This window comes from Sodalis sp. RH19 (assembly GCF_047324215.1).
Taxonomy (GTDB): Bacteria; Pseudomonadota; Gammaproteobacteria; order Enterobacterales; family Enterobacteriaceae; genus Acerihabitans.
In genome coordinates this window covers 3,468,366-3,483,822 of record NZ_CP178734.1, presented here as the reverse complement: position 1 = coordinate 3,483,822, position 15,457 = coordinate 3,468,366, and the positions used below count along the sequence as shown (strand labels likewise).

Here is a 15,457-nt window from a genome sequence, read left to right as displayed (position 1 = left end):
GCGGCGACACAGCGAATCCCCGGGAGCTTACTCAAGTAAGCGACCGGGGTGAGTGAGGAATGCCAACGCACCTGCAACTTGAAGTATGACGGGGATAAAACGGCAACGAAATAATGAGCCTGTCTTCGTGTGTTCTAACGCATCGGCGCCAACGAGCACAGGAAGACAGGCTCCAACTAAATCAATTTAATAGCGATAGATAAGGAACACCACCATGTCAGAACGTTTATACAATGACGTGGATCCGATCGAAACACGCGACTGGCTACAGGCGATCGAATCGGTTATCCGTGAAGAGGGTATTGAGCGCGCACAGTTCCTGATTGATCAGGTACTTGATGGCGCGCGTAAAGGTGGCGTCAGCATCGCTGCCGGTGCCTCGGGCCGTAATTATATCAACAGCATTCCGGTTGAAGACGAGCCTGAGTATCCCGGCAATCTGGAATTGGAGCGCCGCATTCGCTCCGCTATCCGCTGGAACGCCGTTATGGCGGTACTGCACGCATCGAAGAAAGATTTGGATTTGGGCGGCCACATGGCGTCGTTCCAGTCGTCCGCCACCATTTATGAAGTCTGCTTCAACCACTTCTTCCGTGCGCGCAACGATCAGGACGGCGGCGATCTGGTGTACTTCCAGGGCCATATTTCCCCCGGGATCTACGCCCGCGCCTTTATCGAAGGCCGCCTGACCGAAGACCAGATGAATAATTTCCGCCAGGAAGTCCACGGCAAAGGCCTGCCTTCCTATCCGCATCCCAAGCTGCTGCCTGAGTTCTGGCAGTTCCCGACCGTTTCCATGGGCCTGGGGCCGATCAGCGCCATCTATCAGGCTAAATTCCTCAAATACCTCAACCACCGCGGCCTGAAAAACACCACCGCGCAGACGGTATACGCTTTCCTGGGCGACGGTGAAATGGACGAACCGGAATCCAAGGGCGCGATCACCATCGCCACCCGCGAAAAGCTGGACAACCTGGTCTTTATCATCAACTGTAACCTGCAGCGCCTGGACGGCCCGGTTACCGGCAACGGCAAAATCATCAACGAGCTGGAAGGTATCTTCGGCGGCGCCGGCTGGGAAGTCATTAAGGTCATCTGGGGCAGCCGTTGGGATGAACTGTTGCGCAAGGATACCAGCGGCAAGCTTATCCAACTGATGAACGAAACCGTCGACGGCGACTACCAGACCTTTAAATCGAAGAACGGCGCCTATGTGCGCGAGCATTTCTTTGGTAAGTATCCGGAAACCGCCGCGCTGGTCAAGGATATGAGCGACGACGAAGTCTGGGCATTGAACCGCGGCGGCCACGATCCGAAAAAAGTTTTCGCCGCGCTGCAAAAAGCGCAGAAGACCACCGGCAAGCCTATCGTCATCCTGGCCCATACCATTAAAGGCTACGGCATGGGCGAGACCGCGGAAGGCATGAACATTGCCCACCAGGTCAAGAAAATGAACATCGACGGCGTGCGCTATTTCCGCGATCGTTTCAATCTGTCCCCGGTGGTGTCCGATGAGACCATCGAGCAACTGCCCTATATCACCTTCAAGGAAGGTTCGGAAGAGTATGAATACCTGCATGCCCGCCGCAAGGCGCTGCACGGTTACCTGCCGACCCGCCTGAAGAACTTTACCAAGCCGCTGGAGCTGCCGACCCTGGCGGACTTCGGCGCGCTGCTGGAAGAACAGAAAAAAGAAATCTCCACCACCATCGCTTTTGTCCGTGTACTGAACGTGATGCTGAAGAACCCGTCGATCAAGGATCGCCTGGTGCCGATTATCGCCGATGAAGCGCGTACCTTCGGTATGGAAGGGTTGTTCCGCCAGATCGGCATCTACAGCCCGAACGGCCAGCAGTACACCCCGCAGGACCGTGAGCAGGTCGCTTATTACCGTGAAGACGAGAAAGGCCAGATTCTGCAGGAAGGGATTAATGAACTGGGCGCGGCGTCGTCCTGGCTGGCGGCGGCAACGTCCTACAGCACCAACGACTTGCCGATGATCCCGTTTTATATCTACTACTCCATGTTCGGCTTCCAGCGTATCGGCGATTTGTGCTGGGCGGCGGGCGACCAGCAGGCGCGCGGCTTCCTGATCGGCGGCACGTCGGGGCGCACCACCCTGAACGGCGAAGGTCTGCAGCACGAGGACGGCCATAGCCATATCCAGTCGCTGACCATCCCGAACTGTATCTCCTACGATCCGGCGTACGCCTATGAAGTGGCGGTCATCATGCATGACGGCCTGACCCGTATGTACGGCGAGGCGCAGGAAAACGTCTATTACTACCTGACCACGCTGAACGAAAACTACCATATGCCGGCCATGCCCGAAGGCGCGGAAGAGGGGATCCGCAAGGGTATCTATAAACTGGAAACCCTTGACGGCGCCAAAGGCAAGGTTCAGCTGATGGGCTCCGGCGCCATCCTGCGCCACGTGCGCGAAGCCGCCGGGATCCTTTCCCGGGACTACGGCGTCGGCTCCGATGTCTATAGCGTGACCTCCTTTACCGAACTGGCGCGCGACGGGCAGGATTGTGAACGCTGGAACATGCTGCACCCGGCTGAAAAACCGCGTGTGCCTTATGTCGCCCAGATCATGAGCGATGCGCCGGCGGTGGCCTCCACCGACTATATGAAACTGTTTGCCGAACAAATCCGCAACTTTATCCCGGCCAGCGAATTCCGGGTATTGGGTACGGATGGCTTCGGTCGTTCCGACAGCCGCGAAAACCTGCGTCATCATTTTGAAGTGGATGCGTCTTACGTGGTCGTGGCGGCGCTGGGCGAACTGGCCAAGCGTGGCGAAATCGACGCCGATGTGGTCGCCAAGGCGATCGCCAAGTTCGGCATCGACGCGGACAAAGTTAACCCGCGTTTGGCATAAGAGGTAGAGAAATCAATGGCTATTGAAATTAACGTACCGGATATCGGTACCGATGAAGTTGAAGTCACCGAAGTGCTGGTCAGCGTGGGCGACAAGGTTGATGCCGAACAATCGCTTATCACCGTCGAAGGCGACAAGGCCTCTATGGAAGTACCCTCGCCGCAGGCGGGGGTGGTCAAAGAGCTGAAAGTGGCGGTGGGCGATAAAGTCACCACCGGCAAGCTTATCATGGTCTTTGAAGACCAGGGCGGCGCGACGGAAGACAGCGCGCCGGTCAAGGCCGAGGCGTCAAACGATGCCAAGCCCGCCGAGGCGAAACCGCAGTCGGGCGGCGCAGCGGAAAGTAAAAATGTCGAGGTGCCGGATATCGGCGGCGACGAAGTGGAAGTGACCGAAGTGCTGGTCAAGGTCGGCGATACCGTGGCGGCCGAACAGTCGCTGATCACTGTCGAAGGCGACAAAGCCTCGATGGAAGTCCCGGCGCCGTTTGCCGGTAAAGTCACTGAAATCAAGGTCAATACCGGCGATAAAGTCAGCACCGGTTCGTTGATTATGGTGTTTGAAGTGGCGGGCGCGGGTGGCGCATCCGCCGCGCCGGCCCAGGACAGCAAGCCGGCCGCTGCCGCGCCGGCTCAATCCGGCGGCACGAAAGACGTCAATGTGCCGGATATCGGCGGCGACGAAGTGGAAGTGACCGAAGTGATGGTTAAGGTCGGCGACAAGGTCAGCGCCGAGCAGTCGCTGATTACCGTTGAAGGCGATAAAGCCTCGATGGAAGTCCCGGCACCGTTCGCCGGCACGGTTAAAGAGATCAAAATCAGCACCGGCGACAAGGTTAGCACCGGTACCCTGATCATGGTCTTTGAGGTGGAAGGCGCGGCTCCGGCCGCGGAGAAGACCGAGACCGCCGCCGCCGCCGCGCCGGCGCCCGCATCGCAGGCCAATAAAAACGCCGCGGCGGCGGCCCAGCCTAAAACCGAGGGCAAGAGCGAGTTTGCCGAAAACGACGCCTATGTGCACGCCACGCCGGTTATCCGCCGTTTGGCGCGTGAGTTCGGCGTTAATCTCGGCAAGGTGAAGGGGACCGGACGTAAAGGCCGTATCCTGCGCGAAGATATCCAGGCCTACGTCAAGGATGCGGTAAAACGCGCCGAGGCCGCTCCCGCAGCCGGCGCCGGCGGCTCTCTGCCGGGCCTGCTGCCGTGGCCGAAGGTGGATTTCAGCAAATTCGGCGATACGGAAGAAGTCGAACTGGGCCGCATTCAGAAAATTTCCGGCGCCAACCTGCATCGCAACTGGGTCATGATCCCGCACGTCACGCAATTCGACGAGGCGGATATCACTGAAGTTGAAAACTTCCGTAAACAGCAGAACGCCGAAGCGGAAAAGAAAAAGCTGGATGTGAAAATCACCCCGCTGGTGTTTATCATGAAGGCCGTGGCCAAGGCGCTGGAGGAACTGCCGCGCTTTAACAGCTCGCTGTCCGAGGATGCGCAGAAGCTGACGCTGAAGAAATACATCAATATCGGCGTGGCGGTGGATACGCCGAATGGCCTGGTGGTGCCGGTGTTCCGCGACGTGAATAAGAAGGGTATCTTTGAGCTGTCGCGCGAACTGGCGGAGATCTCGAAAAAGGCGCGTGACGGTAAACTGACGTCCTCCGATATGCAGGGCGGATGTTTCACCATCTCAAGCCTTGGCGGCATCGGCGGCACGGCGTTTACGCCTATCGTCAACGCGCCGGAAGTAGCGATCCTCGGCGTGTCCAAATCGGCGATGAAACCGGTATGGAACGGTAAGGAATTTACGCCGCGCCTGATGCTGCCGCTGTCCCTGTCCTATGACCATCGCGTCATCGACGGCGCGGCGGGTGCCCGGTTTATCAGTTTCATCAACAACGTAATGTCCGATATTCGTCGTCTGGTGATGTAAGCCCGAGGCCGGCCCCAGGGCCGGCCTGATTGTTTAATGTGACGCTGCCGGTTGGGCGCATTTTCCCCCGGCAGGGCAAACAGGTCACGCGCCGTCCGAACCCGCTTTGCAGATTATTAACATTTCTGTAAACTGGTTTTGATGGAGGCGTCCCGGTGGTATCGGCGCGTTATGCCTTTAATTCGTCAGAAAATTAACGCCTTACCGCTGGTCAAACAACTAAGAGGTCATGATGAGTACTGAAATCAAAACCCAGGTCGTGGTACTTGGGGCGGGCCCGGGGGGATATTCCGCCGCCTTCCGTTGCGCCGATTTAGGTCTGGAGACCGTGCTGGTCGAACGTTACGCGACACTGGGCGGTGTTTGCCTGAACGTGGGCTGTATTCCTTCCAAGGCGCTGCTGCATGTCGCCAAGGTGATTGAAGAAGCAAAAGCGCTAAGCGAAAACGGCATCACCTTTGGTGAACCGAAAACCGATATCGATAAAGTACGTACCTGGAAAGAACGGGTTGTCAACCAGTTGACCGGCGGACTGACCGGTATGGCCAAAGCCCGTAAAGTGAATGTTGTGCACGGCGTGGGTAAATTTACCGGCGCCAACACCCTGGTGGTGGAGGGCGAAAAAGGCACCACCACCATCAATTTCGACAATGCGATCATCGCCGCCGGCTCGCGGCCGATCACCTTGCCGTTTATTCCCCATGACGACCCGCGCGTATGGGATTCCACCGACGCGCTGGCGCTGCGCACCGTGCCGGAAAAGCTGCTGGTCATGGGCGGCGGCATTATCGGCCTGGAAATGGCCACGGTGTATTATGCGCTCGGCTCCAAAATCGACGTGGTCGAAATGTTCGATCAGGTGATCCCGGTGGCGGATAAGGATATCGTCAAGGTCTACACCAAACGCATCAGCAAGCAGTTCAACCTGATGCTGGAAACCAAGGTGACCACGGTGGAAGCCAAGGAAGACGGCATTTACGTCACCATGGAAGGCAAGAAGGCGCCCGCCGAGCCGCAGCGCTACGATGCGGTGCTGGTGGCTATCGGCCGCGTGCCGAACGGCAAGCTGCTTGACGCCGGCAAGGCCGGGGTGGAAGTGGACGATCGCGGTTTTATCCGCGTCGATAAACAGCTGCGCACCAATGTGCCGCATATCTATGCCATCGGCGATATCGTCGGCCAGCCGATGCTGGCGCACAAAGGCACTCACGAGGGCCACGTGGCGGCGGAAGTTATCGCCGGCAAGAAACATTACTTCGATCCCAAGGTCATCCCCTCGATTGCCTATACCGAGCCGGAAGTGGCCTGGGTCGGCGTGACCGAGAAAGAAGCGAAGGAAAAAGGCATCAGCTACGAAGTGGCCACCTTCCCCTGGGCGGCGTCCGGCCGCGCCATCGCTTCCGACTGCCAGGACGGCGTCACCAAGCTGATATTCGATAAAGAAAGCCATCGGGTGATCGGCGGCGCGGTGGTCGGTGTCAACGGCGGCGAGCTGCTGGGCGAAATCGGCCTGGCCATCGAGATGGGTTGCGACGCTGAGGATATTGCGCTGACCATCCATGCCCATCCGACGCTGCACGAATCGGTCGGCCTGGCGGCGGAAGTGTATGAAGGCAGCATTACCGACCTGCCGAACGCCAAGGCCAAGAAAAAGAAATAATCAAGTCTGATTAAGATTGGCTGATGGCTCCCTCAGCTCAGGAGCCGCGCCGGAAATCTAGAAAAATTTTTATACTGTGCAAAAATCCGGGAAAGTTTGCGTTCCTGGATTTTTTTACGCCTATTTTGCCTGGTCCTGCTCTTATCCCCCTTGGAAGCTACCCGAAATCCTCTCTTTGATTAAAGGTTTTCAAGATTATTAAAGATCGGGCAGCGGGCCTTGGAACATACATTTCAATAAACCAGGCATCCGTGGCATAACAGCACATCACTCCCGGCAAGCGTGGCCTGACCTTGCATGACATAGCCATGCAGGTTTTACCACCACCCGACGCATCTGCAAATACTGTTATTTTTCAGTGGAATCGCAGCGCAGATATATTAAGAGAAGTCGAAATCCATAATCAGGCTGGATGCCGGTTATACTTGGCCTCCGGGTAATAAAGGTCCGAGCGCCACTAATTTAGCTAACGCATTCCGGAGAAGCGTCCAATCTGAATACAGAATAGTTTTGTCTCTGATCACAAATTTAAGCATGATCGTCTCGAATTGCATATATTAGCAGAGGATAACATAGAGATACTAAATTTTGAAATTGATTAGAATGCAACCAAATGCCATACTCACTGAATATAAACACTTAATATAGCCATGGAATATAAGCACTGTCATATGCCTTTATCCATCTATTTAATTAGAGATGTTATATGAGGTAAGCATAATGGAAATATTAAATAACTTTGCATTTGATGAATTACCGGCAACAAGTGATCTCACTGGTAATTTTGAAGCCAGAATATGTTATGCGCAAAATATTACGTTGTATCAAAGAGCAACCCCGCATGATATCCGTCCGCGTTTGGTGGCCCAACGAGATACCCTATTACTGGTACAGCCCCGAGTAACGCTTCCGCCATCGATTTCCGTAACTGGAACGCGTGCTGATGGCGTTAGACTCGGTGTTTTGGACCTGGTACCCCCTGCTCAGTTGCCGACGGTTGATTCACCTGCGATCACAAATATAATTTATGCTCGCAATATGTGGTCGGTTATATTACCCGCGACTTGGATAAACCCTGGTCTAAGGCTTTTATTTGAAGCCGGCAATCAATCTGGTAGTCTAAATAATATTGTTATTGGTGCTCCCAATGAAGTGATTATCCAAACAATCGATATCGGAATGTTGGTAACCCCCCGCGATCGTTTTGATTTTGCTAATCAGCCCAGTTTACATCGAGATTATTATCAAAAAATTCCCGTTAGCCGTCTTATTGTTGGAGAATACGAACCCATCCATCTTACACGTGTAGTCATGCCAAATGGTGTCATCTATACAAGCCAATCGGCGGACAATGGTAGTTGGCATACAGGGGATATGCGTGAATATATTGGTAAGTTTCTGATATCCCAAGGTATCAATTGCGCAAATTATGGTATTAATAGCTCTGATGGGTCTATTGAAATACCGGATAATTATGTTGCATTTCAAATTACTGCGCATAATTCACGTGGGCGCTATCAGAATGGAATTATAGTACATGGTGGAAGCGGTGGAAATGGAATGCTTACTATCGAAGATTCTTCAGGAGAAGAATGGAGTCATGAAGCAGGCCACGCATATAGCCTCGGTCATTATCCTGGACAATGGCGAGGTTCATCCCATCAACGCCCTAGTGTTAATGGTGTTAACGCCGCATGGGGTTGGGATCGCGATCTTAACCGATTTATCGCCAACTTTTTCTGGGATAAAGGAGGAAACCAAAATTGTTGCGGCGGTAGTATTCCCCCCTTCCAAGGCAACCGTTTTAATACTGATGTGATGGCATCAGGACATGCAAGTTCTCCTTTATCTTATTATGCGTTACATACGCCATATGTCCTTAATGTCATACAAAATTTTATTGAGCGGCACGCTGTTTTCTCAAGCAGTTCACCGACTGGTTTTAAAATTTGGGATCCACAAAGTCTGAGATATATTAATTACGTTAACTATGTCAGGCCACCTAGTGTTATTATTTCCCATCAAGCGCAGTTTAATGCTATAGCCAATGATACCAGTGGCAACTTTATCAGAACACAGCTTATACGCATGGGCATTGTGCAACTAATACCCAGTAACGGTAATTGGATTCGTAATGTTCATCTCCCTACGGCAGACGCACAACTCGAGGGTAGCATCGTTTGGGTAGATAGTGATGCACAATCAGATATGTTTATTATTATTGGTAATCAATCTCATCGAGTCTCATACAGGAATAGTAGTATTTTTATAGTAAGAAATAGGAATTGGATAATACTCGCTGACAATTTACCCTTTAACTCGAATACTCTTGAGATTATTTTACAACAAGAAGAAAAGAGAGCGTGCCCCCATCGTAATAAAAATAATTGTGAAGATAAATGCGATTGTGAGCGTGGCTGCGGTTCAGTGTCAAATAAAAATGAAGGAGATTTTGAAAATGCCAATTGTGGCGTTAAAACTGTAAATGGCTTAATTGATCCAAATGTCATGTTGCCCTTTTATCCACCTATTTACACAGATGATACTATTTATCGCATCGACACTCAACAACAATTGACGCGGCTGGGGAATGATCCTTCTGGTGCTGAACTAAGCACTATTTTACAAAGATTTCAAGAAGTTGAAATTATAGTTCGTGATGGTGCATGGACCAGTAATATTAGCTTTCCTGCTGCAAGAGCGATTAGCCTTGGTCGGATTATTTCTTTCACTAACCGGGCAACATGGGACGTGACGGTGATGGTTAATAATACTCCCATTATCTATAGAACTGGGGATTCGACACGCTATGTGGCTGACAATAATCTTTGGCACTCGCGTGAAAAAAATGATGCGTTAGGAACGCGGGTACCTCGCCAATTTGGCGTTCCGGTAACGACGGTAGTGGGTTATTATGACCCCGAGAGAATTCTACCTACAACTATTTATCCTGCATTGCATGGTGGTTATGGTTTTATTTATTCTTCCTCCCAAAATGTCAGTCCGCTTGAATGCTATTTGCGGGTGACTACGTCAACAGATATTATTCATTATCAATTAGCAAGAGGCCGTATTAACCCTGCTGGAATGAATAAATTCCATATCAATATCAGGCAGATAGACCGGACCGTCAGAGCGGATATTATTATAAGAAATGTTATTGTTACCTCGTTAACGCTCAACCCTCCAACAACCAGATTGGGTTACACAGTCAATGGATTATCCTCTCGTTCAATGAAGTTTATAAATGGCAAGGCTAATATTAATGAATTAAATAATTTCCCGGAGAAATTATTTGGTTACTTAGCGGAAAATTTTACTGTCAATATTCAGCTCACTAAGACCGATCGGTTGGATATGTTGAAATTGCCTCCTTTCGCGTACAATGGTCAACGTGTGGAGATCGCAGGAAATTCGGGTTCTCCAACAAACGTGATTTTAGACGATAAACAGCAATATATTATTGCGCGTGGTGAAGTCGCAAAATTTATTTTTATAGAGGATGCCTGGCAAAAGGAGATAGATAGCCCAATGAGTTCTCAGGAAAACGCCGCTCTGAATACTGAAAATGATTTATCGTCAGATACCTAAAATCGGCACTCATAGCCGACAACTTCGGGTATATTGGCTGCGATGAGTGCATTTTAATTCAGGTCAAGACTTTTTAAAAACTAACTGAGGTAAATTTTGAATTAACGCACTTATCCATTTTTTGTGGCATCCAAAAATTCGATGCTGCCTATGTTGCTTTCGGGTAGGCGTCCACATCGTATTTTTGGCAACGGTCTGTAGTTGTAACTATAAAATAGTGTTAATTTAACACAGTAAAATCAGCGCCATAACCTTAACGTTTCAGCTAAAAATTATGTTGCTTAGTTGTAAACAAATTAACAGTGCGGTTAAATTCTGATAGACTGCCGAGAGCAATAAAAGTGAGCAATGACTTATTAAAGCGAGGAGATCGTCGTGCTAGAAGACTACCGTAAGCACGTGGCCGAACGTGCTGCCCAGGGGATTGTGCCAAAACCTCTTGACGCTGCGCAAATGGCGGCGCTGGTGACACTGCTGAAAAATCCGCCGACCGGCGAAGAAAATTTTTTACTGGATCTGTTAACTAACCGTGTTCCCCCAGGCGTAGACGAAGCGGCCTATGTCAAGGCCGGTTTCCTGGCCGCCGTCGCCAAAGGCGACGCGCACTCTCCGCTGCTTACGCCCGCCCGGGCGGTTGAATTGCTCGGCACCATGCAGGGCGGATACAATATCCAGCCGTTGGTTGACGCGCTGGATAGCGAGACCCTGGCGCCGATTGCCGCCGATGCGTTGAAACACATGCTGCTGATGTTTGACAGCTTTTTTGATGTTGAAGCCAAGGCCAGGGCCGGCAATGCCCACGCTCAGCGGGTAATGCGGGCCTGGGCCGACGCCGAATGGTTCCTGTCGCGCCCTGCGCTCGCGGAAAAAATCACCGTGACGGTATTTAAAGTCACCGGTGAAACCAATACCGATGACCTGTCGCCGGCGCCCGATGCCTGGTCCCGGCCGGATATTCCGCTGCACGCCCTGGCGATGCTGAAAAATGCCCGCGACGGTATCGATCCCGATCAGCCCGGCAGCGTCGGACCTATCAAACAAATTGAAGCGCTGAACCAGAAAGGCTTCCCGCTGGCCTATGTGGGCGATGTGGTCGGCACCGGCTCCTCGCGCAAATCCGCCACCAACTCGGTGCTGTGGTATATGGGCGACGACCTGCCTTACGTGCCGAATAAGCGGGGCGGCGGCGTGGTGCTGGGCAGCAAGATTGCGCCGATTTTCTTTAATACCATGGAAGACTCGGGCGCGCTGCCCATCGAGGTTGATGTCTCCGAGCTGAATATGGGCGACGTGATTGATATCTATCCGTTCAAGGGGGAGATTCGCGCCCATGATACCGACCGGCTGCTGGCCACCTTCGCGCTCAATACCGAGGTGCTGGTGGACGAAGTGCGCGCCGGCGGCCGCATTCCGCTTATCATCGGCCGTGGATTGACCGCGCGCGCCCGTGAATCCCTGGGCCTGCCGCCCAGCGAAATATTCCGCCATGCCCGGGCCGTGGTCGCCAGCGACAAGGGATTTACCCTGGCGCAGAAAATGGTCGGCCGCGCCTGCGGCGTGGAGGGCATCCGCCCCGGCCAGTATTGCGAGCCTAAAATGACCTCCGTCGGCTCGCAGGATACCACCGGCCCGATGACCCGCGATGAGCTGAAGGATCTGGCCTGCCTGGGCTTCTCCGCCGATCTGGTTATGCAGTCGTTTTGCCATACCGCCGCCTATCCGAAACCGGTGGATGTGGAGACCCACCATACCCTGCCGGACTTTATCATGAACCGCGGCGGCGTTTCGCTGCGCCCCGGCGACGGTATTATCCACTCCTGGCTGAACCGTATGCTATTGCCCGACACCGTCGGCACCGGCGGCGATTCCCATACCCGCTTCCCCATCGGCATTTCGTTCCCGGCGGGTTCCGGCCTGGTGGCGTTTGCCGCCGCCACCGGCGTCATGCCGCTGGATATGCCGGAATCGGTCCTGGTGCGTTTCAAGGGGAAGATGCAGCCCGGCATCACGCTGCGCGATCTGGTGCACGCCATTCCGTATTATGCCATTCAGCAGGGACTGCTGACGGTGGAAAAGAAGGGCAAGAAGAACATCTTCTCCGGCCGTATTTTGGAAATCGAGGGCCTGCCGGAGCTGAAGGTGGAACAGGCGTTTGAACTGGCGGACGCCTCGGCGGAACGTTCGGCGGCGGGTTGTACCATCAAATTGGATCAGGCGCCGATCGTCGAATACCTCAGTTCCAATATTGTGCTGCTGAAGTGGATGATAACCGAAGGCTACGGCGATCGCCGCACCCTGGAGCGCCGCATCAAGGGCATGGAAAGCTGGCTGGCCGATCCTCATCTGCTGGCGGCGGATGCCGACGCGGAATATGCCGCCGTGATTGAAATCGATCTGGCGGATATCAACCAACCGATCCTGTGCGCGCCGAACGACCCGGACGATGCCCGTCTGCTCTCCGAGGTGGCCGGCAATAAAATCGACGAAGTGTTTATCGGCTCCTGCATGACCAACATCGGCCACTTCCGCGCGGCGGGTAAATTGCTTGACCAGCACAAAGGCCAGCTGCCGACCCGTCTGTGGGTGGCGCCGCCGACCAAAATGGATGCCGCCCAGTTAACGGAAGAAGGCTATTACAGCATCTTCGGCAAAAGCGGGGCGCGCGTCGAGATCCCCGGCTGCTCATTGTGCATGGGCAACCAGGCGCGTGTGGCCGAAGGCGCGACGGTGGTTTCCACCTCTACCCGCAACTTCCCCAACCGATTGGGCAACGGCGCGGATGTCTACCTGGCTTCGGCGGAACTGGCGGCGGTAACCGCGCTGCTGGGACGTTTACCAACGGTGGAGGAATATTTGCAGGCCATTGCTCTGGTGGATAAAACCGCTGCCGATACGTATCGCTACCTGAACTTTGACCGGTTGACGGAGTATACCGACAAAGCCGACGAGGTGATTTTCCAGACGGCGGTGTAACTGGGTAATGCCTGGGATACGCAAACGTAACCCCCGGCGCTTCGATCCCACGGCCAGCCATTGCGGCTGGCCGTTTTTTTAGGGTTGAAAAGCAGAAGCGACTTTAAATTTTCAACGTAAGCTATGTGAAACAACCACCGCAATTCTAAAGTGGGCAAATAGGGTTTATATTTTATGTCACTTTTGATTTACCCGATAAAGTGCAAGGCACGGAGGTCTCTCTATGAATGCAGGCGTTTATCCTTGTTTATTAGCGAACGGCGCAAATTGCGCGCTGGGCGATAATTCCGCACAAAGTTATACCGGCGTTAATCGAATAGGGAATATTTTGAAAAATGTTTCCCATTCTGCAATTTCCTTGCAAAACCTGCCGGTCTCTTTTCCTTTTACTCTGCCGGACGCGCCACCTTGCGCGACGCCCGGAAATGATCACCATGAAGCGACCTCCGCTATGCCGCTGGATCCTGACGCGATGGCGGAAATAGTATTAGCCCGCAAAGATAAAATTATGTATGCCGGGCATTATGCCGCAAGAGGGCGTAAGCAGAAAAGAGAAACCGAGTTGGAAGCAGCCCTGGCGCTCGCCAATAATAATCCGTACGGAGAAGTACCGTTAATTTATGCGGCCAGCGTGGGCATGGGCGAAGTGGTCAAAATGTTTATATCGCAAGGGGTAAGCGTTGAAATAGCCGCAATCAGATGGCCGCATAAAGGGATGTTGCCGATACATGTCGCCACGGTTAATAACCAAAGTGCAGTGGTGGAAATATTACTGGATGCCGGCGCTCAGATCAATGCATGCTGGGTGGGGATGACGGCGTTAATGCTTTCTGAAGAATTCGCCGAGAGTGATATTTCAGTCACCCGGCTGCTTCTGGACAGAGGCATCGATTATGACGCCAGGGATTTTAAGGGCAACACCGCCCTGATGTATGCCGCGCGCTTGAATCTTTATGATCATTTTATGGCGATATTCGCTGCAGGCGCGGACCTTTGGTTGCTGAATAACCGTGGCGAGAGCGTATTTTTGGTGGCTTCACGCGCCTGTGATATGCGCATTGCCGCTTTTTTGCTGGCGCAAGGCGCGGATGTCAATGAAACCGACAATACCGGTTCGACGGCCATGGATTCCGCAAGGGCCATGCATCAGCTGGATATGATTACGCTATTGACGCAAGCGTATCAGAGTAATGACGCGGCGCCGGCGACGGCCGCTGTCGAGACCACCCGTCGCAAGCCGCCGACCACCAGCGCGCCTGCGCCGCCGCAGACTATCCTGCGCCCGCGCGGACGCTCCCCCGGCATTGTACCGCAAACCGGGCTGCCCCATACCCCGGCCAGGCCCGGCATAAGCGACGATATTCCAGACCGGCCCGCGGAACCGCTGACCCCTTTTATGATGGCGGCGAAAAAAGACGATTTGAAATTGATCGATGCCCTGCTGGCAAACCGGACGGATATTAACGAAGTTAACGCCATTGGCCGTACGGCGCTGATGCAAAGCGCCGAACGCGGCGCCAAGGTGACGGTCAATGCGCTATTGCTACGCGGCGCGAACGCTACGCTCGTTGATAATAACGGCCGGGACGCACTATTTTACGCCGCGCGGCGCGGTCATACGCCGGTTATGGCGTTGCTGCAACATCATAGTGCCGCGACGTCCGGCGCCGCGGGTCCCTCCGGCATTAACGGCATAAGGTTTGCTAATTTAATCAATAAAATAAAGCGTTTGAGCCAGTTATTTTTCCAGTAGCTGTGGCTTTTTTCAGGGATAGGTTTTTGTTCGCGGCCAAACGGGTTATACCAATGGTTTATACCTGGCGATGTGGCTGAAGGGCGGGCCGGCGCGTCATTCTCCGCCCTTTAACGCTCACGAGCGCGGTAAAACACAACATAGCTAACGATCTTATGCCGGTAAACGGGTAAAATAACCGTTACTGTACGGGCCTGCGCAGAAATTATCTGCCATCTCCCGCAATTGGCTGAGTATGGGCGGACGGCTATGGATTACGCATTTCAACGGGATATCACCGGTCAGGTAAGAGTGACCTTTTCCATGGGGCATGAAGCCGTGGGACATTGGCTTAACGAAGAGGTCAAGGGCAATCTCGTGTTATTGGACGAGGTGGAGGGGCATATCAAGCGGTTGGCCGGCGGCCAGGACAGTTGGCAATGCGTCGGGCATGAGTACACTTTCTGGACCGATGGCGATGAGGTGATAATCCGCGCCAATGAACTTGCCTTTGTGAACGACGAACTGGAGGAAGGCATGAATTATTATGATGAAGAAAGCCTGTCGTTATGCGGGACCGATGATTTTTTGCAGGTTTTACGGCATTATCGCGATTTTAGTCTGTCCCGCTAACCCGCTGGGTATCATCCGATCCGGCTGCGACGTCGTTTGTTTTATTTATAAA

At 53.3% G+C, this 15,457-nt stretch carries 7 protein-coding genes; all 7 read left to right on the top strand.

Translation table 11 applies throughout. From position 1 onward, the window contains the following. Positions 1-214: 214 nt before the first annotated feature. The 7 genes from aceE to ACL2XF_RS15775 all read left to right on the top strand — a co-directional run bounded on the left by aceE (position 215) and on the right by ACL2XF_RS15775 (position 15,405). Complete coding sequence (aceE, locus tag ACL2XF_RS15805) at positions 215-2,884, top strand: pyruvate dehydrogenase (acetyl-transferring), homodimeric type (protein ID WP_410016395.1); 2,670 nt, start codon at positions 215-217, stop codon at positions 2,882-2,884. Between the two features lie 15 nt (positions 2,885-2,899). Next, positions 2,900-4,816 carry a pyruvate dehydrogenase complex dihydrolipoyllysine-residue acetyltransferase gene (gene aceF, locus ACL2XF_RS15800; protein WP_410016394.1) on the top strand — a complete coding sequence of 639 codons (1,917 nt, stop codon included), beginning with the start codon at positions 2,900-2,902 and terminating at the stop codon, positions 4,814-4,816. A 232-nt stretch (positions 4,817-5,048) separates the two neighbouring features. Next, a complete protein-coding gene (gene lpdA / locus ACL2XF_RS15795) occupies positions 5,049-6,476 on the top strand; it encodes a dihydrolipoyl dehydrogenase (protein ID WP_413723545.1) in 1,428 nt (475 codons plus the stop codon). A gap of 720 nt (positions 6,477-7,196) precedes the next feature. Then, positions 7,197-10,067, top strand: coding sequence for a M66 family metalloprotease (locus ACL2XF_RS15790; RefSeq protein ID WP_413727144.1), 2,871 nt, complete (start codon positions 7,197-7,199; stop codon positions 10,065-10,067). A gap of 375 nt (positions 10,068-10,442) precedes the next feature. Beyond that, positions 10,443-13,040 (top strand): bifunctional aconitate hydratase 2/2-methylisocitrate dehydratase, encoded by a 2,598-nt coding sequence (gene acnB, locus ACL2XF_RS15785; RefSeq protein WP_413727143.1) that lies wholly within the window; start codon positions 10,443-10,445, stop codon positions 13,038-13,040. A 451-nt stretch (positions 13,041-13,491) separates the two neighbouring features. Then, entirely contained in the window at positions 13,492-14,793 is a 1,302-nt protein-coding gene (locus ACL2XF_RS15780; RefSeq protein ID WP_413727142.1) for an ankyrin repeat domain-containing protein, read from the top strand. Positions 14,794-15,042: 249 nt separating this feature from the next. Beyond that, complete coding sequence (locus tag ACL2XF_RS15775) at positions 15,043-15,405, top strand: YacL family protein (protein ID WP_410016390.1); 363 nt, start codon at positions 15,043-15,045, stop codon at positions 15,403-15,405. Positions 15,406-15,457 lie beyond the last annotated feature (52 nt).

Coding starts and splice junctions, on each gene's coding strand:
- aceE (WP_410016395.1), top strand. CDS start 215: ATGTCAGAACGTTTATACAATGACGTGGATCCGATCGAAACACGCGAC.
- aceF (WP_410016394.1), top strand. CDS start 2,900: ATGGCTATTGAAATTAACGTACCGGATATCGGTACCGATGAAGTTGAA.
- lpdA (WP_413723545.1), top strand. CDS start 5,049: ATGAGTACTGAAATCAAAACCCAGGTCGTGGTACTTGGGGCGGGCCCG.
- ACL2XF_RS15790 (WP_413727144.1), top strand. CDS start 7,197: ATGGAAATATTAAATAACTTTGCATTTGATGAATTACCGGCAACAAGT.
- ACL2XF_RS15780 (WP_413727142.1), top strand. CDS start 13,492: ATGCCGCTGGATCCTGACGCGATGGCGGAAATAGTATTAGCCCGCAAA.
- ACL2XF_RS15775 (WP_410016390.1), top strand. CDS start 15,043: ATGGATTACGCATTTCAACGGGATATCACCGGTCAGGTAAGAGTGACC.